Source organism: Rhizobium sp. YAF28, assembly GCF_052113285.1.
Lineage (GTDB): Bacteria > Pseudomonadota > Alphaproteobacteria > Rhizobiales > Rhizobiaceae > Rhizobium.
This window is the reverse complement of the sequence record NZ_JBFRCX010000002.1, coordinates 636,230-662,593: the sequence shown is the minus strand read 5'-3', so window position 1 is coordinate 662,593 and position 26,364 is coordinate 636,230. Positions and strand designations below refer to the sequence as shown.

General features: G+C 60.4%; 21 protein-coding genes. 14 read left to right on the top strand and 7 right to left on the bottom strand.

All coding sequences use genetic code 11. The features are described from left to right. The first annotated feature begins 106 nt into the window (after positions 1-106). Genes AB4Z13_RS07580 through dprA form a run of 4 tightly spaced genes read left to right on the top strand, consistent with a single transcriptional unit; the run spans position 107 to position 4,174 of the window. Complete coding sequence (locus tag AB4Z13_RS07580; RefSeq protein ID WP_007823958.1) at positions 107-1,063, top strand: aspartate carbamoyltransferase catalytic subunit; 957 nt, start codon at positions 107-109, stop codon at positions 1,061-1,063. Further along, entirely contained in the window at positions 1,060-2,352 is a 1,293-nt protein-coding gene (locus AB4Z13_RS07575; protein WP_439014686.1) for a dihydroorotase, read from the top strand. Before AB4Z13_RS07580 ends, AB4Z13_RS07575 begins: the two co-directional genes overlap by 4 nt. 53 nt (positions 2,353-2,405) lie before the next feature. Continuing rightward, positions 2,406-3,026 carry a glycerol-3-phosphate 1-O-acyltransferase PlsY gene (plsY, locus tag AB4Z13_RS07570; RefSeq protein WP_113323308.1) on the top strand — a complete coding sequence of 207 codons (621 nt, stop codon included), beginning with the start codon at positions 2,406-2,408 and terminating at the stop codon, positions 3,024-3,026. Next, positions 3,026-4,174, top strand: a complete 1,149-nt coding sequence (gene dprA / locus AB4Z13_RS07565) for a DNA-processing protein DprA (RefSeq protein WP_439014685.1) — start codon at positions 3,026-3,028, stop codon at positions 4,172-4,174. The genes plsY and dprA overlap by 1 nt, the downstream gene beginning before the upstream one ends. Here dprA and AB4Z13_RS07560 read toward each other — a convergent pair. Next, the gene (locus tag AB4Z13_RS07560; RefSeq protein WP_439014684.1) at positions 4,154-4,360 is read right to left on the bottom strand and encodes a hypothetical protein; all 207 of its coding nucleotides are present in this window, start codon (positions 4,358-4,360) and stop codon (positions 4,154-4,156) included. The two genes, dprA and AB4Z13_RS07560, sit on opposite strands and share 21 nt — an antisense overlap. 256 nt (positions 4,361-4,616) lie before the next feature. On the opposite strand from AB4Z13_RS07560, the gene topA reads away from it, so the two are divergent. The 5 genes from topA to rpmG all read left to right on the top strand — a co-directional run bounded on the left by topA (position 4,617) and on the right by rpmG (position 11,918). Next, complete coding sequence (topA, locus tag AB4Z13_RS07555) at positions 4,617-7,274, top strand: type I DNA topoisomerase (RefSeq protein ID WP_439014683.1); 2,658 nt, start codon at positions 4,617-4,619, stop codon at positions 7,272-7,274. Between the two features lie 2 nt (positions 7,275-7,276). Continuing rightward, complete coding sequence (gene rnr / locus AB4Z13_RS07550; protein WP_439014682.1) at positions 7,277-9,646, top strand: ribonuclease R; 2,370 nt, start codon at positions 7,277-7,279, stop codon at positions 9,644-9,646. A gap of 122 nt (positions 9,647-9,768) precedes the next feature. Then, positions 9,769-10,221 (top strand): DUF983 domain-containing protein, encoded by a 453-nt coding sequence (locus AB4Z13_RS07545; RefSeq protein ID WP_439014681.1) that lies wholly within the window; start codon positions 9,769-9,771, stop codon positions 10,219-10,221. A gap of 251 nt (positions 10,222-10,472) precedes the next feature. Next, positions 10,473-11,657 (top strand): MFS transporter, encoded by a 1,185-nt coding sequence (locus tag AB4Z13_RS07540; protein ID WP_113323302.1) that lies wholly within the window; start codon positions 10,473-10,475, stop codon positions 11,655-11,657. A 93-nt stretch (positions 11,658-11,750) separates the two neighbouring features. After that, on the top strand, positions 11,751-11,918 hold the full coding sequence (rpmG, locus tag AB4Z13_RS07535; protein WP_003587245.1) for a 50S ribosomal protein L33: 168 nt from the start codon (positions 11,751-11,753) through the stop codon (positions 11,916-11,918). A gap of 762 nt (positions 11,919-12,680) precedes the next feature. On the opposite strand, the gene AB4Z13_RS07530 is transcribed toward rpmG, so the two are convergent. Next, positions 12,681-14,054, bottom strand: a complete 1,374-nt coding sequence (locus tag AB4Z13_RS07530; RefSeq protein ID WP_442205949.1) for a PleD family two-component system response regulator — start codon at positions 14,052-14,054, stop codon at positions 12,681-12,683. Positions 14,055-14,073: 19 nt separating this feature from the next. Then, positions 14,074-14,445 carry a response regulator gene (locus tag AB4Z13_RS07525; protein ID WP_003547430.1) on the bottom strand — a complete coding sequence of 124 codons (372 nt, stop codon included), beginning with the start codon at positions 14,443-14,445 and terminating at the stop codon, positions 14,074-14,076. Between the two features lie 131 nt (positions 14,446-14,576). Here AB4Z13_RS07525 and AB4Z13_RS07520 point away from each other — a divergent pair, with 131 nt between their 5' ends. Next, positions 14,577-14,891, top strand: a complete 315-nt coding sequence (locus tag AB4Z13_RS07520; protein WP_113323300.1) for a DUF3572 domain-containing protein — start codon at positions 14,577-14,579, stop codon at positions 14,889-14,891. After that, positions 14,846-15,571 (top strand): hypothetical protein, encoded by a 726-nt coding sequence (locus AB4Z13_RS07515; RefSeq protein WP_439014679.1) that lies wholly within the window; start codon positions 14,846-14,848, stop codon positions 15,569-15,571. The genes AB4Z13_RS07520 and AB4Z13_RS07515 overlap by 46 nt, the downstream gene beginning before the upstream one ends. Here the strand turns inward: AB4Z13_RS07515 and AB4Z13_RS07510 are convergent. Then, entirely contained in the window at positions 15,546-16,133 is a 588-nt protein-coding gene (locus AB4Z13_RS07510; RefSeq protein ID WP_439014678.1) for a GNAT family N-acetyltransferase, read from the bottom strand. The two genes, AB4Z13_RS07515 and AB4Z13_RS07510, sit on opposite strands and share 26 nt — an antisense overlap. Before the next feature lie 76 nt (positions 16,134-16,209). Between AB4Z13_RS07510 and AB4Z13_RS07505 the strand changes: the two genes are divergently transcribed. Next, entirely contained in the window at positions 16,210-17,499 is a 1,290-nt protein-coding gene (locus AB4Z13_RS07505) for a DNA polymerase IV (RefSeq protein ID WP_439014677.1), read from the top strand. Between the two features lie 107 nt (positions 17,500-17,606). On the opposite strand, the gene AB4Z13_RS07500 is transcribed toward AB4Z13_RS07505, so the two are convergent. After that, complete coding sequence (locus tag AB4Z13_RS07500; protein WP_439014676.1) at positions 17,607-19,337, bottom strand: GNAT family N-acetyltransferase; 1,731 nt, start codon at positions 19,335-19,337, stop codon at positions 17,607-17,609. 153 nt (positions 19,338-19,490) lie between these two features. On the opposite strand from AB4Z13_RS07500, the gene AB4Z13_RS07495 reads away from it, so the two are divergent. Further along, positions 19,491-20,741: a L,D-transpeptidase family protein gene (locus AB4Z13_RS07495; protein ID WP_439014675.1), complete on the top strand. Its 1,251-nt coding sequence runs from the start codon at positions 19,491-19,493 to the stop codon at positions 20,739-20,741. Positions 20,742-20,744: 3 nt separating this feature from the next. Here AB4Z13_RS07495 and AB4Z13_RS07490 read toward each other — a convergent pair whose 3' ends face one another. Next, positions 20,745-21,176: a winged helix-turn-helix transcriptional regulator gene (locus tag AB4Z13_RS07490; RefSeq protein WP_113324428.1), complete on the bottom strand. Its 432-nt coding sequence runs from the start codon at positions 21,174-21,176 to the stop codon at positions 20,745-20,747. A gap of 142 nt (positions 21,177-21,318) precedes the next feature. On the opposite strand from AB4Z13_RS07490, the gene AB4Z13_RS07485 reads away from it, so the two are divergent. Next, the gene (locus tag AB4Z13_RS07485; RefSeq protein WP_439014674.1) at positions 21,319-22,716 is read left to right on the top strand and encodes an MFS transporter; all 1,398 of its coding nucleotides are present in this window, start codon (positions 21,319-21,321) and stop codon (positions 22,714-22,716) included. 41 nt (positions 22,717-22,757) lie between these two features. On the opposite strand, the gene dnaE is transcribed toward AB4Z13_RS07485, so the two are convergent. Next, on the bottom strand, positions 22,758-26,255 hold the full coding sequence (dnaE, locus tag AB4Z13_RS07480; protein WP_442205948.1) for a DNA polymerase III subunit alpha: 3,498 nt from the start codon (positions 26,253-26,255) through the stop codon (positions 22,758-22,760). Between the last annotated feature and the right edge of the window lie 109 nt (positions 26,256-26,364).

The following is a 26,364-nucleotide window of genomic DNA, read 5'->3' as shown; positions in this document are numbered from 1 at the left end:
ATTCGATGGAAAATGCATGGGGAACATGGGATTTGCGTACAGCACAAGCTTGCCCCTTCCCCCCGCACTCTTTATAGACCCCGCGAAGACAATAAGAGGCAGGGTCATGGTCTTTTTCCCCCACCGCCACCTCATTGGCATCAAGGGCCTCACCGAGCAGGATATTACCTATCTTCTCGACAAGGCTGACGAAGCCGTCAAGATCAGCCGACAGAGAGAAAAGAAGACGTCGACCCTTCGGGGCCTGACGCAGATCAACCTCTTCTTCGAGGCATCGACACGGACGCAAGCCTCCTTCGAACTTGCCGGCAAGCGCCTCGGCGCCGACGTGATGAACATGTCGGTCGGCAATTCCTCGGTGAAGAAGGGCGAAACGCTGATCGACACGGCTATGACGCTGAACGCGATGCGGCCGGACGTCCTGATCATCCGCCACTCCAGCGCCGGTGCCGCGGCACTTCTCGCCCAGAAGGTCTCCTGCTCCGTCGTCAATGCAGGCGACGGCCAGCATGAGCACCCGACGCAGGCGCTGCTCGACGCGCTGACGATCCGTCGCGCCAAGGGCCGGCTGTCCCGCATCATCGTCGCAATCTGCGGCGACGTCTTACATTCGCGGGTGGCGCGCTCCAACATTCTTCTTCTGAACGCCATGGGCGCGCGGGTGCGGGTCGTCGCTCCCGCTACGCTGCTGCCGGCCGGCATTGCCGAGATGGGCGTCGAGGTCTTCCATTCGATGAAGGAAGGGCTGAAGGACGCAGATGTGGTGATGATGCTGCGGCTGCAGCGCGAGCGCATGTCCGGCGCCTTCGTGCCGTCGGTGCGCGAATATTACCATTTCTACGGCCTCGACGCGGAAACACTGAAGGCAGCGAAGGAGGATGCTCTCGTCATGCATCCGGGACCGATGAACCGCGGCGTGGAGATTGCCTCCGAGGTCGCCGATGGCCCGCAGAGCGTGATCGCCGAACAGGTGGAAATGGGGGTCGCCGTGCGCATGGCCGTCATGGAGACGCTGCTCGTTTCCCAGAACCAGGGTCCCCGCACTGATGGAGTGGGCGCATGAGCAATCTCGTCCTCAAGAACGTCCGCATCATCGACCCTTCCCGCAATCTCGATGAGATCGGCACGATCGTCGTCAAGGATGGTCTCATCGTCGCGGCCGGCAAGGATGCACAGAGCCAGGGAACGCCTGAGGGTGCCACCGTGCGCGACTGCACCGGCCTCGTCGCGGCGCCGGGCCTCGTGGATGCGCGCGTCCATATCGGCGAACCGGGCGGCGAGCACCGCGAGACAATCGCTTCGGCAAGCCGGGCTGCGGCAGCGGGCGGTGTGACCTCCATCATCATGATGCCGGATACGCATCCCGTCATCGACGACATCGCGCTCGTCGAGTTCGTCAAGAAGACGGCACGGGACACGGCCGTCATCAACGTCTACCCGGCAGCAGCCATTACCAAGGGGCTCGCTGGTGAGGAGATGACTGAAATCGGCCTCCTGATGCAGGCAGGCGCCGTCGCCTTTACCGACGCACATTCCAGCATCTCCGATACACAGGTGCTGCGCCGGGTGATGACCTATGCACGCGAATTCGGCGCCGTCCTTTCCTGCGCCACGCGCGACAAATATCTTGGCGCCAATGGCGTCATGCATGAAGGCCTGCTTGCAAGCTGGCTCGGCCTCTCCGGCATTCCGAAGGAAGCGGAACTGATCCCGCTCGAGCGTGACCTGCGCATCGCGCAGCTGACGCGCGGCAACTACCATGCGGCGATGATCTCCGTGCCTGAGTCGGTCGAGGCGATCGAGCTTGCCCGCGCGCGTGGCGTGAAGGTCACCTGCGGTGTCTCGATCAACAATCTGGCGCTGAACGAGAATGACATCGGCGAATATCGCACCTTCTTCAAACTCTATCCACCGCTGCGCTCCGAAGACGACCGGGTTGCAATGGTGGATGCGCTGGCAAAAGGCGCGATCGATATCATCGTCTCCTCGCATGACCCGCAGGATGTCGATACCAAGCGCCTGCCCTTCGGCGAGGCCGAAGATGGCGCGGTCGGACTGGAGACGATGCTCGCGGCAGCGCTACGGCTTTATCACAGCGAGCAGGTCAGCCTGTTGCGGCTGATCGATGCGATGTCGACGCGGCCGGCGCAGATCTTTGGCCTCGATGCCGGCACGCTGAAGCCCGGCGCCAAGGCCGATATCGCGCTGATCGATCTCGAAGAACCTTGGCTTGTCTCCAAGGACATGCTTCTCTCCCGCTCGAAGAACACACCGTTCGAGGATGCGCGCTTCAGCGGGCGAGCCGTTGCGACCTATGTCGAGGGCACGCTGGTTCACGCATTGCAGGACTGAGGGCTGCCCTGCCCTTCCGGGCATCCTCTCGGCAAAAGACTTGGGGAACAAAAATGATATCTGATCTTGTCACCTGGCAGATTACCCTGCCTCTGGCGCTTGCCGCCGTCGTCGTTGGCTACCTGCTCGGCTCCATCCCGTTCGGTCTCATCCTCACGCGCGCCGCCGGCCTTGGTGATGTGCGCAGCATCGGCTCCGGCAATATCGGCGCGACCAACGTTCTACGTACCGGCAACAAGAAGCTCGCGGCCGCTACGCTTCTGCTCGATGCGCTGAAAGCCGCCGCGGCCGCCTGGATCATGGCTTATTTCGCAGGTGAGGAAGCGGGCATCATCGCCGGTTTCTTTGCCTTCATTGGCCACCTGTTCCCCGTCTGGATCGGTTTCAAGGGCGGCAAGGGTGTTGCCACCTATATCGGCACGCTGCTCGGCGTTGCGCCATCAATGGTTCTGCTCTTTGCAGCCGTCTGGCTTGGGGTTGCCTTCGTCAGCCGCTATTCCTCGCTTTCAGCGCTTGTTGCGATGCTTGTCATTCCGGTTGCATTGTGGATATTGGGCGACGAAAAGGTTGCGGCAATCATGGCGATCATGAGCGTCATCTCCTACTGGAAACACAAGGCCAATATCTCCCGCCTGATCAGCGGGACGGAAAGCAAGATCGGGGCTAAGGGGTAATGGACGCGCTCAGCGCAAAGCCAAAAGGAATTGCGCTGACGGAGAGACAGAGGATCGCCTGGCTGAGGCTGATCCGCTCCGACAATGTCGGCCCTGCGACCTTTCGCGATCTCATCAATCATTTCGGTTCGGCGGAAGCCGCTCTTTCCATGCTGCCGGAACTATCGGCGCGTGGCGGCGCGACGCGTTCGATCCGCATCGCCACCGAAGCCGAAGCATACCGCGAACTCGAAGCGGCGCAGCGCTTCGGCGCCCGCTTCATCGGCATCGGCGAGCCTGATTATCCGCAGGCGGTCCGCCAGATCGACGGTGCGCCGCCACTGCTCGCGGTCAAGGGCGATCTTTCCGTGCTGGACAGGCCGGCGGTCGGCATCGTCGGTTCGCGCAATGCTTCCGTCAGCGGCGCGAAGTTCGCGGCGATGATCGCCCGAGACTGTGGCCGGGCCGGCTATGCGGTCGTCTCCGGCCTCGCCCGCGGTATCGACACGGCCGCCCATCGGGCGAGCCTCGTTACCGGCACCATTGCCGCAATGGCCGGAGGGCTGGACCAGCCCTACCCGCCTGAGAATGTCGGATTGCTGGAGGAGATATGGAATGGCAACGGGCTTGCCGTCAGCGAGATGCCTTTCGGCTGGGAGCCGCGTGCGCGTGATTTCCCCCGCCGTAATCGGCTGATTGCCGGCATCTCGCTCGGCGTTGCGGTCGTGGAGGCAGCAGTTCGCTCCGGTTCGCTGATCACGGCGCGGATGGCGGGCGAATTCGGGCGGCTGGTCTTTGCCGTGCCGGGTTCGCCGCTCGATCCGCGCTGCCACGGCACGAACGGCCTTCTGAAGGACGGGGCGATGATCGTCACTTCGCCCGAGGATGTCGTGGAAGCGCTGGCGCCGCTCTCTCAACCCGATCTCTTCTCGCTGCCGTCAGCCGAAGAACCGAAGCGCGAAGGCAGCAGGATGTCGCTTCCGCCCGACGAAACGGATCGCACGCTCGTCATCGATGCGCTCGGTCCGACGCCGACGGAGGTCGACGACATCATCCGTCATACCGGTCTTTCGGCTTCCGCCGTCTATCTCGTTCTTCTGGAACTGGATATGGCCGGGCGGCTCCATCGCCATGTCGGCGGGCTGGTTTCAATTTCCATGGCCGACTGAGCCGCTATCGATGCGTGACTGCAGGTCTCCGGCTTCGACACAGGCCATTTCGATGAGATAACAGAGCATCTCCGCATTTTCGCGTTCTGCCACCTGGCGCAACTCTGCGAGCATCTGCCGGATGAAAGCAATGTTTTCAAGCGATGCCGAGCGATCGGCGTCTTTTTCTGCAGCCTTGGGCGCCATAATTGTCTTTATGAAATCGGAGAGCGCTGCTTTACCAGGAGCCCGAACCACACTTCAAAAACGATAGCGCAATCATCCTGAATTGCAATAGGTTCAGAATCTCGTAATGGTTGCGATACGCGGCAAAGAGGTAAAATTGAAGCAAACCTCTTGACCAGAGCGAATTCCCTGTCCATGTCGGGGGGCCGGTATTCATGTTGCAGTGCATGTTACGCCTGCCTCTCCGCCGGATCGGCATCTTTTTTAGAGAATCATCATGAATGTTGTAGTGGTGGAATCGCCTGCCAAGGCCAAGACGATCAATAAGTATCTGGGTCCAGGATACAAGGTGCTCGCCTCTTTCGGCCATGTGCGCGATCTGCCTGCCAAGGATGGATCAGTTCTTCCGGATCAGGATTTCGAGATGCTTTGGGAGGTGGACAGCGCGTCCGCCAAGCGCATGAAGGATATTGCCGACGCGGTGAAATCCTCCGATGCCCTGTTCCTGGCGACCGACCCGGATCGCGAAGGCGAAGCAATCTCCTGGCATGTTCTCGACCTTCTGAACAAGAAGCGTGTCATCAACGGCAAGCCGGTCAAGCGTGTGGTCTTCAACGCCATCACCAAGAAGGCCGTGCTCGATGCGATGGCCGATCCGCGCGACATCGACGTCCCGCTGGTCGATGCCTATCTGGCACGCCGCGCACTCGATTACCTCGTGGGCTTCAACCTCTCGCCGGTTCTCTGGCGCAAGCTGCCCGGTGCGCGTTCCGCCGGCCGCGTGCAGTCGGTTGCGCTGCGCCTCGTATGCGATCGAGAATCCGAGATTGAGCGCTTCATTTCCGAGGAATACTGGAACCTTTCGGCGCTCTTGAAGACGCCGCGCGGCGACGAGTTCGAGGCAAGACTGGTTGCCGCCAATGGCAAGCGGCTGCAGCCGCGCTCGATCGGAAATGGCGAAGAAGCCGGCAAGCTGAAGGCGCTGCTGGAAGGCGCCAGCTATGTCGTCGAAAGCGTCGAGGCAAAGCCGGTCAAGCGCAACCCGGCACCGCCCTTTACCACTTCCACGCTGCAGCAGGCGGCCTCCTCCAAGCTCGGCTTCTCGGCCTCGCGCACCATGCAGATCGCGCAGAAGCTTTACGAGGGCGTCGACATTGGCGGCGAGACCGTCGGTCTGATCACCTATATGCGTACGGACGGCGTGCAGATGGCGCCGGAAGCGATCGATGCGGCGCGAGGCGCCATCGGGGAACAATTCGGCGAGCGTTACCTGCCGGAAAAGGCACGTTTCTACTCGACCAAGGCGAAGAACGCCCAGGAAGCACACGAAGCGATCCGCCCGACCGACTTCAACCGCTCACCGGATCGCGTCCGCAAGTTCCTGGATGCCGACCAGATCCGTCTCTACGATCTGGTCTGGAAGCGCGGTATCGCCAGCCAGATGGCATCGGCCGAAATCGAGCGTACGACGGCTGAAATCATTGCCGACAACAACGGCCAGAAGGCTGGCCTGCGCGCCGTCGGTTCCGTCATCCGCTTCGACGGCTTCATCGCCGCCTATACCGACCAGAAGGAGGATGGCGAGCAGAGCGACGACGCAGATGACGAAGACGGCCGCCTGCCGGAGATCAATGCGCGCGAGAACCTCGCCAAGCAGAAGATCAACTCGACGCAGCACTTTACCGAGCCGCCACCGCGTTATTCCGAAGCCTCGCTCATCAAGAAAATGGAAGAGCTCGGCATCGGCCGTCCGTCGACCTATGCCGCGACGCTCGCTACCTTGCGCGATCGTGACTATGTGACGATCGACAAGCGCAAGCTGATCCCGCAGGCGAAGGGGCGTCTCGTTACCGCCTTCCTCGAAAGCTTCTTCACCAAGTATGTCGAATATGATTTCACGGCCGATCTCGAAGAGAAGCTCGACCGGATCTCCGCCGGCGAACTGAACTGGAAGCAGGTTCTTCGTGACTTCTGGAAGGATTTCTTCTCGCAGATCGAAGACACCAAGGAACTGCGCGTCACCAATGTCCTGGATTCGCTCAACGAAGCACTGGCGCCGCTGGTCTTCCCGAAGCGCGAAGACGGCAGCGATCCGCGCATCTGCCAGGTTTGCGGCACCGGCAACCTGTCGCTAAAGCTCGGCAAGTACGGCGCCTTCGTCGGCTGCTCCAATTATCCGGAGTGCAACTATACCCGCCAACTCTCCTCCGAAAACGGCGGCGAGGCCGAAGGCGCTGCTGTGAACGAGCCGAAGAACCTCGGCACCGACCCGACAACCGGCGAGGAACTGACGCTGCGTTCGGGCCGTTTCGGACCCTATATCCAGCGCGGCGACGGCAAGGATGCCAAGCGCTCCTCACTGCCGAAGGGCTGGAAGCCCGAGGATATCGACTACGAGAAGGCGATGGCGCTGATTTCGCTGCCGCGCGATATCGGCAAACATCCGGAATCCGGCAAGATGATCTCGTCCGGGCTCGGTCGCTACGGGCCGTTCCTGCTTCATGACGGCACCTATGCCAATCTGGAAAGCATCGAGGACGTCTTCTCGGTCGGTCTCAACCGCGCCGTGACGCTGATTGCCGAAAAGCAGGCCAAGGCGCCAGGCGGCAACCGCGGAACGCCGGCAGCCCTGAAGGAACTCGGCGCTCATCCTGACGGTGGCGCGATCACCGTTCGCGACGGCCGCTACGGCCCCTATGTCAACTGGGGCAAGGTCAACGCGACGCTGCCGAAGGGCAAGGATCCGCAGGCCATCACCGTCGAAGAGGCGCTGGCGCTGATTGCGGAAAAGGCAGGCAAGGCTCCCGCCGCCAAGACAAAGGCCAAGTCAGCAGCGAAGCCGAAGGCTGCGGCCGCTGAAGCCAAGACGACGAAGACCGCCGCAAAGCCGAAGGCAACCAAGGCAAAAGCGCCGGCGAAACCGAAGAAGAGCTGAGAGTGGCGAGAGAACCGCGCGAGACTACGAGAGCCATGGGCAAGCGCCCGGGAAAATTCGGACGCGCGAGCAGGGAACCTGCGCCTGAGCCGCTAAACATCGTGCACGGCATCTTGCCGCCGCGCGAAGTCATCTTGCGCTTCATCGCCGAACATCCGCAGAAAGCCTCCAAACGCGAGCTCGCTAAGGCCTTCGGGCTGAAGGGCGAAAGCCGCGTCGAGCTCAAGCACCTGCTGCAGGAGCTGGAGCAGGAAGGCATGCTGCAGAAGACCCGCAAGTCGCTGATCCGGCCCGGTGCGCTGCCGCCCGTCACCGTGCTCGACATTACCACGCGCGACAAGGATGGCGAGTTGATCGGCCGCCCGGCCGAGTGGCCCGAGGATCAGGGCGTAGCACCCGCTGTCGCCATCCGCCAGCAATCGCCGGCTGGCCGCCAGGGCAAGGGCAAGTCGCCCGTTGCCGGTCTCGGCGACCGCATCCTCGCCAAGATCTTCCCGGCCGTCGATCGAGGTGGCCCCGCCTATACGGCCCGCATCATCAAGGTGATCGACAAGCGGCGCGGCGCCAGCATGGGCGTCTTCAAGGATGCCCCCGGGGGGGCCGGACGCCTGCTGCCGATCGAGCGGCGCGGCGAGGAAATGGTGATCGACCCTGAATACAAGGGCGACGCCAAGGACGGCGATCTCGTCGAAGTGGAAATTGCCCGCCTCGGCCGGTTCGGCCTGCCGCGTGCCAAGGTTCTCTCGGTCGTCGGCTCGGTCGCTTCGGAAAAGGCGATCTCGATGATCGCCATCCATGCGCACGGTATTCCGCACGTCTTCCCGCCAGCCGCAGTCGCAGAGGCGGATGACGCCAAGCCTGCCACCATGTCGCATCGGGAGGACTGGCGCGACCTGCCACTGATCACCATCGACCCTGCCGATGCCAAGGACCATGACGACGCGGTCTATGCCGAGGATGATCCATCGGAAGACAATGCCGGCGGCGTTATCGTCACCGTCGCCATTGCCGATGTCTCCTGGTATGTGCGGCCGAATTCGCCGCTCGACCGTGAAGCGCTGAAGCGCGGCAACTCGGTCTACTTTCCTGATCGTGTCGTGCCGATGCTGCCGGAGCGGATCTCCAACGATCTCTGCTCGCTGAAAGAAGGGGTCGACCGCCCTGCCCTTGCGGTTCGCATGGTCTTCTCGAAGGACGGCCGCAAGATCGGCCATACCTTCCATCGCATCATGATGAAGAGTGCTGCCAAGCTGTCCTATCAGCAGGCGCAGGCGGCGATCGACGGCAAGCCTGACGACAAGACCGGGCCGATGCTGGAGCCAATCTTGAAGCCGCTGTGGCACGCTTACGAGACGATGAAGCGCGGCCGCGACCGGCGCCAGCCGCTCGAGCTCGACATGCCCGAGCGCAAGATCCTGCTGAAGCCTGACGGCACCGTCGACAGGGTCTTCGTGCCGCCCCGCCTCGATGCCCACAAGCTGATCGAAGAAATGATGATCCAGGCGAACGTTTGCGCTGCCGAGACATTGGAAAAAAAGCGCCAGCCGCTGATTTACCGTATCCACGATACGCCAACGCTTGCCAAGCAGGAGGTGCTGCGCGAGTTCCTCGCTACCCTCGGCATCTCGCTTGCCAAAGGCGGCAATATGCGCGCCAACAGCTTCAACGGCATCCTCGCCAAGGCTGACAACACGCCGCACCAGACGATGGTCAACGAGATGGTACTGCGCTCGCAGAGCCAGGCGATCTACAGTCCCGAAAATATCGGCCATTTCGGCCTGAACCTGATGAAGTATGCGCACTTCACCTCGCCGATCCGCCGTTATGCCGACCTGATCGTGCATCGTGCGCTAGTCGGCTCGCTCGGCTTCGGCGAGGGCGGCATCACACCGGACGAGGAAGCGACGCTCGACGACATCTCCGCCGAAATCTCCACCTTCGAACGTCGCGCCATGGCCGCCGAGCGCGAGACGGTCGATCGGCTCATCGCCCATCATCTTGCCGGCCGCATAGGCCAGGAATTCGAAGGGCGCGTTTCGGGCGTCACCAAATCCGGTCTGTTTATCATGCTGCCGGACTATGGCGCTGATGGTTTCATCCCTATATCTACGCTCGGCACCGACTACTTCATCTATGACGAGGCGCATCAGGCGCTATCGGGTGAAAAGACAGGTCTTGGCTATCGTCTCGGCGACGATGTGACTGTGCGGTTGGCAGAGGCGATCCCGCTTGCGGGCGCCCTGCGCTTCGAGATGCTGAGCGAGGGACGCAAGATGCCGACGGCTGTGCGCTCCTTCCACAAGGCGGGGCGACGCGACGCAAGCCGCGCTCGCAAGAAGATCGGAACGAGGCCACCGAGCGGGCGGCGCTGAAGCAACTCCAGCAAAAGTGCGCAGCGGTTTTGCGTCCGGAATTGCGTGAAGAGAAAGAGACGGAGCCTTTCCATATTTCGAAGAAAAATGGAAAGGCTCTGGTTCCGGGAAGGGAAAGATCGATGAGCACACCGACAGACGAGGTCGTACGCTACGGGGATACGCCCGATGCCGAGCGCCCGCTCGGACGCTCCATCATGCGCGGCATGCTGAACCGCTGCCCGGCCTGCGGCAGCGGCAAGCTGTTTCGCGCCTTTCTGAAGCCGGTCGATCATTGCGCCGCCTGTGGCGAGGCGATGTACCACCAGCGCGCCGACGACCTGCCGCCCTATATCGTCATCCTCGTGCTCGGCCATGTCGTCGTCGGTGGGTTCATGCTGACGGACATGGCCTTTGTCCTGCCGGTCTGGGTGCATCTCGCCATCTGGACACCGATCACCATCATCACGGCGCTCGTCTCGATCCAGCCGATCAAGGGCGGCGTCGTAGGCCTGCAATGGGCGCTGAAGATGCACGGTTTCGGCGGCCATGATGACGAACCAGAAGATTACGACGTACCCGGCCGGCAAGCTTGAACACCTTCACCTTCCAGACATATTTCGCGTGTAGTGGCAGCGACCAGAGCGCCACGGCCCATAGCCGACTATCTGCAGAGGATCGACACGGTCATCATCTTTTGTACGGGGAAAGCTTACACTCAAGAAATCGTCGGCGGATGCCAGAAATATTGTGAAACCCTGCCCGTCACTTGGATTTGGCATGCCTATGTCTTTCTATGTGGCTCCAGACGGACGATTCGTCCGCATACCTCTCTAAGGATGGATAAATGTCTCAGCCGAGGAACGGCACACCGGGCGATGTTGAGGAAATCCATTGGCCTTCTCTGGTGGCAGCCGTCTCGTCCATCTCCGCCGTCGGCATAGCGATCGGCCTGGGACTTCCTCTCCTCAGCATAATTCTCGAAAAGCGTGGCATTTCTTCCACCCTCATCGGCCTCAATACCGCTATGGCCGGTATTGCGGCGATGGCGGCGGCACCGATCACCACCAAGCTCGCGCATAAATACGGTGTCGCGCCCACCATGATGTGGGCGGTGCTGATCTCGGCGCTCAGCGCGCTCGGCTTCTACTATGCGCAGGACTTCTGGATGTGGTTTCCGCTGCGTTTCGCCTTCCACGGCGCAACGACCACACTCTTCATCCTCTCTGAATTCTGGATCAATGCGGCCTCGCCGCCTTCCAAACGCGGCTTCGTGCTCGGCATCTACGCGACCGTCCTTTCACTCGGCTTTGCTGCTGGGCCGCTGATCTTCTCGCTGCTAGGCAGCGACGGCATCCTGCCCTTCCTGGTCGGTGCCTTCGCGATCCTGCTGGCTGCGATCCCGATCTTCATCGCCCGGCACGAAAGCCCTGTCCTGGACGAGAAGCCAGAACTGCATTTCATGCGCTATGTCTTCCTGGTGCCGACCGCAACCGCGGCCGTCTTCATCTTCGGTGCAGTCGAAGCCGGCGGCCTGTCGCTCTTTCCGATCTTTGCGGTGCGCGCGCATTTCACCGAAACGCAGGCGGCCCTGCTGCTCACCATGATGGGTGTCGGCAACGTCATCTTCCAGATCCCGCTCGGGTTGCTTTCGGACCGTATCAAGGACAAGCGTCCCCTGCTGGCGCTGATGGCGCTGACCGGTTTCGTCGGAACAATGATGCTCCCGGTCCTCGTCAATAACTGGATTCTCATGGCCGGACTTCTGCTTTTCTGGGGCGGCTGCGTCTCCGGCCTCTACACGGTCGGTCTCAGCCATCTCGGCTCGCGGCTGACAGGTTCGGACCTTGCGGCGGCCAATGCGGCCTTCGTTTTCTGTTATGCCGTCGGCACCGTTGCAGGCCCCCAGGTAATCGGCGCTGCCATCGATGTTGCCGGAAACAACGGTTTTGCCTATGCAATTGCCGGTTTCTTCGGGCTTTATGCCTTGCTTGCCGGCATAAGACTGCTTTTCCTCGGAAAGCGGGCTTGACTTTTCGGGCTAGATTCGTAGTTTCGCGCCAGAATTTGCCGTGGAGCCTATCCGGTTTTCCACGGCTTTCATTTTCTTAAAGGCAGGACGACCATGGCCAAGGCTACCACTATCAAGATCAAGCTTCTGTCGACGGCCGACACCGGTTTCTTCTACGTCACGACGAAGAACAGCCGTACGATGACGGACAAGATGACGAAGACCAAGTACGACCCGATTGCCAAAAAGCACGTCGAGTTCAAGGAAACCAAGATCAAGTAATTACCTGATCTCACGGCTCTTTCAAAAAGCGCGCGCCTCCGGGTAGCGCGCTTTTTGTTTGCACTGGACTTCCTGACGGCAATGTTAGCGCAAACAAAGAAAAACGCCGCCCTTCCATCTTCGGGAAGTGACGGCGTTTTTACGAAAAGGGGGTCGGCCAGCATGCAAAACGGCACGAGGAACCGTTTGAGATTGCGTACCAGCCGACCGACCCCACGACCCAGGAGATGCGGCGGACCTGAGCATCATGGGGTATCGACAGCTCCTCCATGGGAGCGTTTTCTGTTCTGAGCCGATAATTTGCGCAAAAATGAAAGAAAATCAACAAATTCTTAATGGTAAAATTTCCGAGTATGATTCTATGGTTAAAAGTCCAGTTTTGGCACGTGTAAAGACGCAACCAAATCTCTTTTACCAAAAGGACAATATTTGATATCAGCAAGAATTTCAGAAATATATTACAACAACACCTCAGCCCCTCCCCTAACGTAAGGCGCCGGCGTTACGTTTTGTGAAATACGATTTACAGAGGCCAGACAATCAGGATGCAACTATAGTCCGCTCTTCTTTTCGCGTTCGACGCCTCTAGCTTTCGGAAGCAGGCGATACGTGTTATCGGAAGAAACACGCTTTAAAGTCCATTTTCTGGCTATCGGGTTGAAAAACCGGCGCCTTAGTTTCAGCCAACAAAATTAAATATTCGTAAGGTTCAGCTACTCCCAGTGGATAACCGAAAGCGACGCATTACGGAACGTTATGTCGTCAGGCGGCGGAGGCTACGACGCGGTTGCGCCCGGTATTCTTCGCCTCATAGAGCGCAAGGTCTGCCTGCTTCATGAGCTGGTCGGGCGTTATGACCGAGGCGATGCGCGAGGATATGCCGAAGGAGGCCGTAATATTCAGCGTTTCGCCCGACGACTTCAGCAGGAACGGCGTGCTTTCGATGGCCGCGCGCAAGCGCTCGGCAACGGCCGCGGCAATTTCCGGCGAGGTGTCCGGCATGACGACGACGAACTCTTCCCCGCCGTAACGGCAGGCAAGATCAGCGCCGCGGACGGTCGAGCGCACGCGGTTTGCGAATTCCTTCAGCACCTGGTCGCCGCCGTCATGGCCATAGGTGTCGTTGACCTGCTTGAAGCGGTCGATATCGGTAATCAGCACCGAGAGCGGCCGGCCACGGGCCATCGAGCGGTTGAAGAGCACATTGAGATGGTTGTCGAGATAACGGCGGTTATTGAGACCGGTCAACGGATCGGTGACAGCGAGTTCGATCGTCTGCTTGACACTGGCGCGCAGGCGGTCGTTGTAGCGCTTGCGGCGGATCTGCGTCAGGCTGCGGGCGACCAGCTCGTTCGGATCGACAGGGCGCACGATGTAGTCATTGACCCCGAGATCGAGCGCGCGGACAACCATCTCGTCGGCCCCCTGCTCCGTGATGATCAGGATCGGCAGGAAACGGGTCCGCTCCAGCGAGCGGAACTGCGAGCAAAGCCTGAGCGGATCGTATTCATCGAAATTGGCGTTGACGATGACGAGTTCGAAGGCGCTCTCGGCGGCTTCGAAAAGAGCCGCCTGCGGATCGGAGATGGCGACCACGTCTGCGACGGGCTTCAGCGTCTTGATGATGCGTTCCTGCGAGTTGGCACGGCTGTCGACCAGCAACACCTGTCCCGCCTCGTCGGAGCGTCCGTCGCCGGTGCGCATCAACTCGTCCATCCCCATCGTATGGGCGGTCTCGGCGCGCACGCGCAACTCGTCGCTCAGCGTCTTCAGGCGCAGCAGACTTTTTACGCGGGAAATGAGCTGCAGGTCGTTGACGGGCTTTGTCAGGAAGTCGTCGGCACCGGCCTTCAGGCCGCGCACGCGGTCGGTCGACTGGTCGAGCGCGGTGACCATGACGACGGGGATATGGGCGGTCTTCGGATTGGCCTTCAGCCGCTCGCAGACTTCGAAACCGTCAATGCCGGGCATCATGATGTCGAGCAGGATGAGATCCACCTGGTTGCGGTCGCAGATCGCCAGCGCCTCGTAGCCGTCGGCCGCGGTCAGCACGTCGAAATATTCTGCCAGCAGCCGCGCTTCGAGCAGCTTCACATTTGCCGGAATATCATCAACAACCAGTATTCGCGCAGTCATGAATCTTTTTTCCGATGCCTCAGGCGTCGCCCAAATAAGTCTTAATCGTCTCAATGAATTTCGGAACGGAGATCGGTTTCGAGACATAAGCCTCGCAGCCGCCCTGCCTGATCCGCTCCTCGTCGCCCTTCATGGCAAAGGCCGTAACGGCAATGACCGGGATCACATGCAGTTCGTCGTCTTCCTTCAGCCACTTGGTGACTTCGAGGCCGGAAACTTCCGGAAGCTGAATATCCATAAGTATAAGATCGGGGCGATGTTTGCGCGCAAGATCAAGCGCTTCCATGCCGTTGCGGGTCTGGATCGTGGTATAGCCCGAGGCCTCGATGAGGTCGCGAAAGAGCTTCATGTTGAGCTCGTTATCTTCTACAATCATCACCTGTTTGGGCATGATCAGCTGTCCCTACGTCCGCTCTTGAAGCCAAATGTCCATGATAAGACATTAGCTGACAAATGGCTCCATGAAACCGATAGTGCAAGCTACCGGTATTTGGTTGAAGAAAAGGTAACTCGACCACCGCAATGCAAAGCAATTTCAAGACTTCGAAACAACTTGCGGCGGCAGCCGATCCGCAAGAAACGGCCATCGCCGTCCTTGGCTGGCTTGCGAACGACCCGGATCTCTTCGGTCGCTTCCTGGCATTGACAGGCGTAGAACCCCAGCAAGTGCGTAATGCCATCAACGATCCTGGCTTTCTCGCCGGCATGCTGGATTTCCTCATGAACCATGAGCCGACGGCGATCGCCTTCTGTGAGGCGACGAACACGACGCCGGAAGCGCTGACTGGGGCATGGCGCCACTTCTCGCCGCCCGGCCTCGACTCTGGGGAATACTGATCGTGAGCAACAGCGCCGAATTCGACATCTCGCATATCCGCCTTGGCGACAGGCCGCTCATCGTCTGCGATGTCGATGATGTGGTGCTGCAATTCATCGGTCCTTTCCAACTGTACCTCAAAAGTCTCGGCCATGAATTTCTGCCGCGCTCCTTCCGTCTTCATGGCAACATCGTCTCGCTGGCCGACGGGGTTGCGCTTGAGGATCAGCATGTCAGCCGGCTGATCCTGGAATTCTTCGAAGCCCAGGAAAGCTGGCAGACGCCTATGGATCCCGTCGTTTCGACGCTCGAACGCTTGTCTGATGATGCCGACGTCCTGTTCCTCACCGCGATGCCACCGCAGTTTTCCGCCCACCGTCGTCGCCTTCTCGACAGCGCGGGCCTTACCTTCCCGTTGCTTGCCAGCGAACAGCCGAAGGGACCGATCGTGCAGGCGCTGCATGGCGGTCGCGATCTTCCTGTCGTCTTTATCGATGATATGGCGCGCAACCTGCATTCCGTGAAGGAGCATGTGGCAGATTGCCTGCTCATCCATCTCATGCCGGATTCGCCCGTTCACCGCTTCGCGCCGGCCGCCGCCGAGAATATCGCGCGGGCGAGAGACTGGGCTCATGCCGCCGAACTCATCGACCAACACCTTGCGGCACACACGATCAGCCGTGCAAATCCAGCCGCATGAGCGGCCGGCCGTCCTTGCGCCGCGCGATCGTTTCGAAACCTGCCGTGTCGAAAATCGCCGTGGAGCCGATGCAAAGCGTGACGGATTTCGACTGCTTCACATGGTCGATCGGACAGGCTTCCAGCAACCGTGCGCCCTGACCGCGGGCATAATCGACGGCACCAGCAAGCAATCTGTGGCTCAAGCCTTTTCCGCGCAGCTTCGGCAACAGGAAGAAGCAACTGACTGCCCAGATAGAGGGATCATGAGCGTCACCCTCCTCGAGTGGCCGCGAAACCGTTCGCGGCGAATTGAACTGCGGCACGTCGTGGCGCGGCCCCACCTGAACCCAGGCCACAGGCTCGCCCTCGATATAACAGAGAATGCCCGGCGGCGGTCCCACCTCAATGCGGCCCTGCATATGGGCCTTGCGCTCCGAAGGCTCCATCGTCGTGCGGACGGCATGCGGAAGGCGCAGTGCCACGCACCAACAATTATAGAAGGCACCCTGCGGGCCGAACAGCTTTTCGAAATCGCCCCAGCGCTCGGCCGTGACAGGTTCGAAACGAAGATCGATATCCACGGCCAAGCTGTCCTCCCTCTCTTGAGACTCAAAAGCTTAGGGCGTAATGTTGCAATGTTCAACCTTTGTTCTCACCATGGCGCCTGCATCTGACAAGACACCCGGCTTCTGTCGCGACTGCCTTGCCGAGCAGAAGGGAGACGTGCGTCGCTGCCATGTTTGCGGCAGCCCGCGTCTGGTGCGTCACAAAGAGCTCTATGATCTGACGCTCGCGCATATTGACTGCGACGCTTTTTACGCCGCCGTGGAGAAACGCGACAATCCGGAGCTCGCCGATAAACCCGTGATCATCGGCGGCGGCAAGCGCGGCGTTGTCTCCACCGCCTGCTACATCGCCCGCATCCACGGCGTACGCTCGGCTATGCCGATGTTCAAGGCGCTGGAGGCTTGCCCGCAGGCGGTCGTTATCCGCCCGGACATGGAGAAATATGTCAAGGTCGGGCGGGAGGTTCGCGCACTGATGCAGGAACTGACACCGCTTGTGCAGCCGCTCTCCATCGACGAGGCCTTCCTGGAACTCGGCGGCACGGAACGGCTGCATCACGATCCGCCGGCCCGCACGCTGGCGAAGTTTGCCCGCCGCGTCGAAAAGGAGATCGGCATTACCGTCTCGGTCGGTCTTTCCTATTGCAAATTCCTCGCCAAGGTCGCCTCCGATCTGCAGAAACCGCGTGGTTTTTCCATCATCGGACGCGAGGAAGCCGTGGAGTTTCTGGCGCCCCGTCCCGTGACGACCATCTGGGGCGTCGGCAAGGCATTTGCCGCGACGCTCGAAGCAGACGGCATCCGCACGATCGGCCAGTTGCAGCAAATGGAAGAGAACGACCTGATGCGTCGTTACGGCAGCATCGGCCAGCGGCTTTCCCGCTTGTCGCGCGGCATCGACGACCGCGAGGTGCATATCAACGATGCCGCCAAGAGCGTCTCAGCCGAAACCACCTTCTTCGATGACATCTCTCGTTATGACGATCTGGTGCCGATCCTGCGCAACCTCTCGGAAAAGGTCTCCTGGCGGCTGAAGAAGAACGGCATTGCCGGCCAGACGGTGGTGCTGAAGATGAAGACGGCCGATTTCAAATCGCGCACCCGCAACCGGCGCCTTGAAGACCCGACACAGCTTGCCGACAAGATCTTCCGCACGGGGCTCGACCTTCTGGAGAAGGAAACCGACGGCACGAAATTCCGCCTGATCGGCATTGGCGTCACCGATCTCGGCGATGCCGGCCGCGCCGACCCGCCCGATCTCATCGACCAGCAATCCGGCCGCCGCGCGGCGGCGGAAGCCGCCATGGACAAGTTGCGCGACAAGTTCGGCAAGGGCACGGTCGAAACCGGCTATACTTTTGGCGGCAAGGGGAACCGCTAGCCTACAGCATCAGGCTTTCCGAAAATCGGAATCGATTTTCGGAAAGCCTGATGCGTAGATTCCAAGAGTTAGAGCGTCTTTGTGCGTCCGAATGGACGCACGGCGCTCTAGGCCGGCACCGCGGCCAGTTCCTGTAGTGCCGCCGCCCTGTTCTTCGCAGCCTGTGCATAACCGGGTTCGATCGCGATGGCACGATCATAGCTTTCCAGCGCCTCATCGTGGCGCCCCAGTCGCCGTAAAACATTGCCGCGATTGTTGAGAGCGATGGCGTGACCCGCATCGAGAGCGATTGCCCGATCGTAACTTGCAAGCGCGCCATCGAAATTCGAAAGCCGCGCCTGGATATTGCCGCGATTGCAATAGGCTGAGGCGGATGTCGGTTTCGCCTCGATCGCATTGTCGACGCAGACTGCTGCGCCACGCAGATCGCCCTTCTGCAACAGAAGCAATGCCAGATGCTGCAGAGCATCGAAATGATCTGGCATGACTAAGATCACGTCGCGATAGCCAGCTTCCGCAGCAGTAAGATCGCCGGCCCGATGACGTTCGGCGGCAGCACTGAAATGGGTTTCGGGGTCACCGGTCAACCTTGGCCGCCGCGCCGCCTCGATTTTCGCCAGCAATGAGCTGGCTTGCGCATGTTTCTCGTCGACGGCCAGGATCTGCCGGCAGCAGAGTTCGGCGGCGGTCGGGTTTCCATTCCTGAAGAAATGCACCGCCTGATGCATGGCGATGCCAAGCGAGTGCGGATCGAGACGGTCGCCGATATTACGGCCGGTGAGCGTCGAGATCTGTAGCTTCTCGACGATATGATGCTCCGATCCGAGTAAATCCTTATAACTGTAATTGCCGGTGCCCATGTCGTAGATGCGGTAGCCATTTTCGATCGCCCAGCGCAGATTGTAGCAATGGAGCATGAAGCCGGGGCTGATCGAGTGGCGGAAGGTCAGGTCGCGGCTTCCGAGAAAGCACATCATCGACTTGCGGTAGGGATCGAGGAAGATGATGAAGGTGCCGACCGGCTTGTCCTGATGCCAGAGGATCGGCATGAAGACCGTGCCATGCTCGATGCAGGCCGGCAGCATATGACGGCTGTTGTCGAGAATGAACTTTCCGTAGCGCGGCTGGCGCTCGCCCCATTGCAGGTTCCACATCTCGTAAAAGAGCGCCAGGTCGCGCTCCATCGTCTCGGGCGTGACGTGCGTGATGCGCAGCTTGTTCTGCGGCGCGACCAGATCGCGCAGCGCTTTTCGCGCATTGCGCCGGGTCTTCGAGCCGAAACGCTCATCGACGAAGGTTTCGAAATCATCGCCGAGCGGCACATAGACATAGACGTCGTGGTCGATGTTTTCACCAACCGAGGTGATGTGCGGCCTGCGAGCGACCTTTCTCTTTGAAAATTCGGAAGCCGGAAAGGCCTCGAGGAGCGCCTTCAGTCTCTCCTCGGATATATAGACATCGTCGAGATCGAGATGTTTCCAATTGAAGGTCTGGAGGCAACCGGCAAAGGCGCTGAGCGCCGCTTCGACATCCTCGGGACGCGTCAGGAGGCCGTTATAGCCGGCATAGGGTGTGCCGCCGAGCCGCAGGATATTGACGAGGCCCTGCCCTTCCTCGAATTCGACATGCAGCTGGATGGGCAGGAAAGCCACGTATCGTTCATCCCCCTCCTGCCGCCTGGCGGCGAGAACGAACCACGACGCGCGCCGCTCCAGCCATTTGACGATCCAGTGCCAGGAGAGGAAGTAGTTCCCCTCCGGATCGGCAGCATAGACCTCGTTCCAGTTGTCTTTCAGGGCATGCAGATCATCGAACGCGGAAACAATATCGACATGCATTTCCAAGTCTCCCCCAAGACTTCTCCTTTTTTAGATTTGCATAAAATTGAATATCCCACAATCTCGTGATCAAAGCGGCGCCGCGTATTCAAGCCTTCGTTAAACTTCGCGTGCTTAACTCGCGTCGTTTTTGTGCATGTGGTGTATTGCGTCATGTCTGTGCGTGTAAGCGTTCTTATCGGGTTGCTGTCGGCAACCGCTCTTGTCCATCCGGCTTTTGCAGCAGACGCGCGCACGCTGCAGATTTTCGTGTCCAAGGATAAGCAGTCGCTGGCCGTCTATGACGGTGCGGAGGTCGTGGCGACCTCCAAGATCTCGAGCGGCAAGGACGGGCACACGACGCCGAGCGGTATCTTCTCCGTCATCGAGAAGCAGAAGTACCACGAATCCAACATCTATTCGAACGCGCCGATGCCCTTCATGCAGCGGCTGACATGGTCCGGCATCGCGCTGCACGAGTCTAGTTCCGTGCCGCGCTATCCGGCCTCGCATGGCTGCGTGCGCATGCCCGGCGCCTTTGCGAAATCGCTCTACAAGATGACCGAGATGGGCGTGCCTGTCATCATTACCGACAGTGAGCTGATACCAGAGCCGATTGACCATCCGACCCTGTTCCGCCCCGACCGGCCCGAACCGGCACCACTGCTGTCGGACGTGGAGCTGCGGCCGTCCATAGGTGACGCGAAGAAGCAGGTGCAGGTCGCCATGAACGAGACGACGGCTGCCCTGCCGATGCCGCAGTTCCAGCTGCAGGCGCCTGCTGCGGATAGCGCGCCGATCAGCATGCTGATTACGCGTCGGACGCTGCGTGAAAACGTCATCGATATCCAGACCCTGCTGAACCAGCTCGGCTTTGCTGCCGGCGAGCCTGATGGGCTGGCCGGTCCTGCGACCGTTCAGGCCATCAATGCCTTCAAGGCGCTGCGGCCAACGGAATTTGTCCGTGACAAGGGCCTGGTCACTGATACTCTCCTTAAGGAAGTTTACGCCGCGGCAGGCAAAGGCGAGCCTCCGAATGGCGTCATCATGGTACGCCAGGATTTCAAGCCGCTCTTCGAGGCGCCCATTACCATCGCCGATCCGGGTCTTGCTCTCGGCACGCACTTCTTCTCGCTGCATTCAGTCAATGAGGCCGCCGGCACGGCGGACTGGCTGGGCGTAACGCTGGAGAACAATCTCTCCCGCGAAACGGTGAAGCGGCTCGGCATCGCCAATCAGGAAAGCTCCATCATCAGCGGCCGTTCAATCGCCAGAGCGCTCAGCCGCATCTCGATGTCAGAAGAAACCCGTCACCGGATCGATGCACTGATCTCGCCCGGCTCAACGCTGACGATATCAGATACCGGCCTCGGATCCGAAACCGGCGAAGGCACGGGATTCATCACCATCACCCGCGAGAGCTGAGGCCTACCAAAGCTTCTCGCTGGCGCGTTCATCGTAGCTTCGGCGGGCGGAGATGATCTTTGCCTGGTTCGTTTCCGTCCAGACCACGAGCGCCTTGATTGTGTCGTGCAGCGTGCAGCCGAGCTCCGTCAGAGCATAGTCAACCCTTGGCGGAACGACGGGATAGACTGTCCGCTCGATCAGCCCGTCACGCTCGAGCTGACGCAATGTCGTCGTCAGCATGCGCTGGCTGATGCCATCGATGCTCTTGCGCAATTCGGTAAAGCGCAAGGTGCGTTTTTCGAGCAGGGCAATGACCAACAGCGACCATTTGTCGGCGATGCGATCGAGGATCTGGCGCACCTCACATTCCTCCCGCGAATCCCACTGGTGGACGTCGTAATCGCGGTCGGTGCTGCAGCAGTCACTCGGTGAGTTTGAAGTGCCTTCTTCCATGGCTGCAAACCATGCCTTATGTCAGCCTTGGTTACAATAGGGAACCGAGGATCAATATGTAACCATTCTCGCTCTTCCCTGCTTCACCGACAAGGAAATCAGAATGTCTACAAGTCCTCCACTGGCAGTGGATAGCGGAAGAATGAGCCGCAGCGCCGCCGGAATGCTCGCCGTTCTGTGCGGCGCGATCTTTCTCGAAGGCGTCGATGCGGCCATGCTCAATATCGCGCTTCCATCGATCCGGGCCGAGCTTGGTCTTTCGACCACCACGCTGAGCGCCGTGGTTTCGGCCTATGTGCTTGCCTATGCCGGGATGATGCTGCTTGGCGGGCGCGTCGCCGACATGTACGGCAAGCGCAAGGTCTTCCTGACGGCACTGACCGTCTTCCTGCTGTTCTCCGGCCTCGGCGGCTTTGCGACCGAGGGCTGGATGCTGCTGACGGCCCGCTTCGTGACGGGTGCAGCGGCCGCCTTCATGACGCCCGCCGGGCTTGCGCTCATCAATGGCAGCTTTCGCGAGGGATCGCAGCGTAACAGGGCCGTGCTGATCTATGCCGGCACGGCATCAGCCGGCTTCTCCCTCGGCCTTGTCATCGGCGGGCTTCTGTCCGCTGTCGGCTGGCGATGGGTGTTCTTCGCACCTGTTATCTTCTCCGCCATCCTGCTCGTTGCCGGCATGAAGCTGATCGTGGAGAACAAGGAGGACACAACCCCACGCCAGAGGTTCGACATTGCCGGTGCGGTGACCCTGACTGGCGCCATGCTGCTTGCCGCCTATGCGCTGACCCGGCTGGAACATGCCACCAGTGAGCTAACCTTGACGATCGCAGCAGCAGGCGCGAGCGCTGTGCTCTGGCTCGCCTTCATCCTGATCGAACGCAATTCGCGGGCGCCGCTGGTACGGTTCGGGATCTTCCGGTCTGCCGCCTTGGTACAATCCAACCTCGGAGCGATGCTCTTCACCGGCGCCTTCTTCGGCTTCCAGTTCATCGTCTCGCTCTACCTGCAGGAACTGCTCGGCTGGTCCTCTTTCGAAACCAGCCTCGCCCTCATCGTCATCGGCATGGACGCCATTCTGGCGCCGCTGCTGACGCCCCTGCTCGTCGAGCGCTTCGGTAATGGACGCGTGGTGCTTGGCGGCTTTGCTTTTGCCATCGCGGGCTACGCGCTCTTCCTTGGTATGGGGCTCGACTGGACTTATGCGGCGATGCTGCCGTCGACGATCCTGCTCGGCCTGGCCTTCTCGCTTGGCTACGGCCCGCTGACGATCATTGCGACTGAGGGTATTGCCGAAAACGAACAGGGACTGGCAAGCGGGCTGGTGAATACGTCGTTCCAGTTCGGCGCGGCACTCGGCCTCTCTGCCGTCAGCGCCGTCGGCACACTTGCTCTCGGCGATGGAGACAGCCCATCCGAACGCCTGGAAGCGCTGCGCACCGCCTTGCTGGTGCCGGTAGCGGCGACGTTGATCGGCATGGTCATCATGGGCTTCGGCAGAGGCCGCTGCGCGGATGCATCCTGCCGTCTGCAGGCCGGCTGAAAAATAATGGCGACCGGTGCACTGCCGGTCGCACTTTTCGTTCAGACGAGTTCGACGTCGACGACGCCAGGAGCAGCCCGCAACGCAGCTGCGATCTCGGGCGTGATGCGATATTTCTCTTGCAGCACCACTTCGACCTCGCGCTTGCCCTCCTCCTTGATGACGATGAAGGAGACGAGGCCGTCGCCCTTGGCGTTCAGATGTGCGGCGACGGCGCGTAGCGGGCCGGAGTCGCGGACATAGACGCGTAGCGCCTTCTGCATCTGCAGCGACTTTTCTTCCAGCGACTGGATGGTCTGCAGACGCAGGCTGACACCTTCCGGCCGCTCTTCGCCGATCGCGGTGATGACGAAGGATTTCCCGGGCTCGAGTATGTCAGAATACTGGTTCAGCATTTCGGAGAAGAGCACGGCTTCATACTGGCCGGAGGAATCCGAGAAGACGATGATGCCCATCTTGTTGCCGGTGCGCGTCTTGCGCTCTTGCTTGGAAATGACGGTGCCCGCCAGTCGCCCGTTCGCAGCACCTTGCTTCACCGCCGTCGAGAAATCCGCGAAGGTCTGTACGCGCATCTTCTGAAGGATGTTGTTGTAGCTGTCGAGCGGATGGGCGGTCAGGTAGAAGCCCAGCACCTGGAACTCCTTGAGTAGCCGCTCGGAGGCAAGCCAGGGCGAGAATGGCGGCAGGGCGATCTTTTCCGGGCCCGAGGATAGGGCACCGCCGAAAATATCCGACTGGCCGCTCAGTTTGTTTTCCTGGGCGCGCTGCGCATAGCCGAGCACGCGGTCGAGACCGGCCGAAAGCTGGGCGCGATCCAGGTTGAAGCAATCAAAGGCTCCGGCGTAGATCAGGCTTTCCAGCACGCGGCGGTTCACCTGGCGCGGATCGATCCGCAGGCAGAAATCCTCGATGCTGGCAAAGGGCTTATCGCCGCGCATTTCGACGATGTGATCGACAGCGGATTCGCCGACACCCTTGAGAGCCGCAAGCGCGTAATAGATACGGTTATCGCCGGTCTCGAACTGGCGGAAGGAGGTCTGGACGGAGGGCGCGATGACCTCGATGCCCAGGCGCTTGGCATCCTGGCGGAAGTCGTTGACCTTTTCGGTGTTCGACATATCGAGCGTCATCGACGCGGCCAGGAATTCGACCGGATAATGCGCCTTCATATAGGCCGTCTGATAGGAGACGATGGCGTAGGCGGCAGCGTGCGACTTGTTGAAGCCGTAGTTTGCGAACTTTGCGAGCAGTTCGAAGATGTTGTCGGCCTGCGGCTTCGACACGCCGTTCTGGACCGCGCCAACGACGAAGCGCTCGCGCTGCTGGTCCATTTCTGCCTTGATCTTCTTACCCATGGCGCGGCGCAGAAGATCGGCTTCGCCAAGCGAATAGCCCGACAGGACCTGGGCGATCTGCATCACCTGCTCCTGGTAGACGATAACGCCCTGCGTTTCCTTGAGCAGATGATCGATCATCGGATGGATCGATTCCAGCTCTTCATCGCCATGCTTGCGGGCATTGTAGGTCGGAATGTTTTCCATCGGACCCGGGCGATAGAGCGCGACCAGCGCGATGATGTCCTCAATGCAGTCTGGCTTCATGCCGATCAGTGCCTTGCGCATGCCGGCACTTTCAACCTGGAACACGCCGACCGTCTCGCCGCGCGAAAGCATCTCGTATGTTTTCTTGTCGTCGAGCGGGATCTTGGGAAGATCGACCTCAATGCCGCGCTTCCTGCAGAAGTCGACAGCGACCTTGAGCACGGTCAGCGTCTTCAGGCCGAGGAAGTCGAACTTGACTAGACCGGCCTGTTCCACCCACTTCATGTTGAACTGGGTGACCGGCATGTCGGAACGCGGATCGCGGTACATCGGCACGAGCTTCGACAGCGGGCGGTCGCCGATCACGATGCCGGCGGCATGGGTCGAGGCGTGGCGGTAGAGGCCTTCGATCTTCTGGGCGATATCCAGGAGGCGGGCAACCACCGGTTCCTTGGCTGCCTCTTCCTGCAGCTTCGGCTCTTCCTCGATCGCCTTGGAAAGCGGCGTCGGGTTTGCCGGGTTGTTCGGCACCAGCTTGCAGATCTTGTCGACCTGACCGTAGGGCATTTCCAGCACGCGGCCGACGTCGCGCAGCGCGGCGCGCGCCTGCAACGAACCGAAGGTGATGATCTGCGCCACCTGCTCGCGACCATATTTCTGCTGCACGTAGCGGATCACCTCTTCGCGGCGGTCCTGGCAGAAGTCGATATCGAAGTCGGGCATCGAGACGCGTTCCGGATTGAGGAAGCGTTCGAAGAGCAGCGAGAAACGCAGCGGATCGACGTCGGTGATCGTCAGTGCATAGGCGACGAGCGAACCCGCACCTGAACCGCGGCCGGGACCGACCGGAATATCATGCTGCTTGGCCCATTTGATGAAATCCGCAACGATCAGGAAGTAGCCGGGAAACTTCATGCGCTCGATGACGCTGAGCTCGAATTCCAGCCGTTCACGATAATCCTTCTCCTCGTAGCCGGCCGACATTCCAAGCTCGGCAAGGCGCATGTCCAGCCCCTCCTCCGCCTGGCGGCGAAGTTCGAGCGATTCTGCGCGCTCGGCCTCCTCGGGATCATCGGTCGCGCCGGTGAAGCGCGGCAGGATCGGCTTGCGGGTCTTCAGAATGAAGGAACAGCGCCTTGCGATCTCGACGGTATTATCCAGTGCCTCAGGCAGATCCGCGAAAAGCTTTTCCATCTCAGCACGGCTCTTCAGATAATGGTCCGGCGAGAGGCGGAAGCGGCTGTCGTCGGAAACGATCGCGTTGTGCGCCACCGCCATCAGCGCGTCATGCGCGTCGTAATCGTCTCGTGTTGGGAAGAAGGCCTCGTTGGTCGCCACCAGCGGCAGATCATGCTTGTAAGCAAGGCCGATGATCTTCTGTTCGTGCCGCTTGTCGTAGGTTCCGTGCCGCTGCAGCTCGACATAGAGCCGGTCACCGAAGAGGCGCTTCAGCGCCAGCAGCCGCGTCTCTGCCGCAGCAGCATGGCCGTCCTTAAGCGGCATGTCGACAGGGCCGGTCGAGGCACCGGTCAAAGCGATCAGCCCCTCGGTACCGATTTCCTCCAGCCAGGAGGAACGGATATGGACAGCCTGATTGCTCTCGCCGCCGAGATAAGCGCGGCTGACGAGATCGACCAGCCGCTCATAACCTGCGTCCGTAGCGGACAGAAGCACGATCGAAGGCAATTTGACCAGCGCCTGCTGACCGCCCCGCTTCTCGGTGTCGAGGCCATCTTCCATGTCGATCGACACCTGGCAGCCGATGATCGGCTGCAGACCGTCGTCCAGCGCCTTCTGGGAAAATTCCAGGGCGACGAAAAGATTGTTGGTATCGGTGATGGCGATTGCCGGCTGGCTGTCGCCCGATGCCTTGTAGAGGATCTTTTTGAGGGGCAGCGCGCCCTCGAGCAGCGAATAGGCGGAGTGGACCCTCAGATGGACGAAGCCCGGTTTCCCGCCGACGACTGCGCCAGCAGCACCTTTTTCCGCATCCGCCATGATCTGCCTTTCGAACCGCCTCACTGAAGAGTGCGCATTGTCGGCATTGTCGGCGATTCTGTCCAGAAAAAGTCCTGCTTCGGGACCGCATGGCTGCCATGCGATCCCC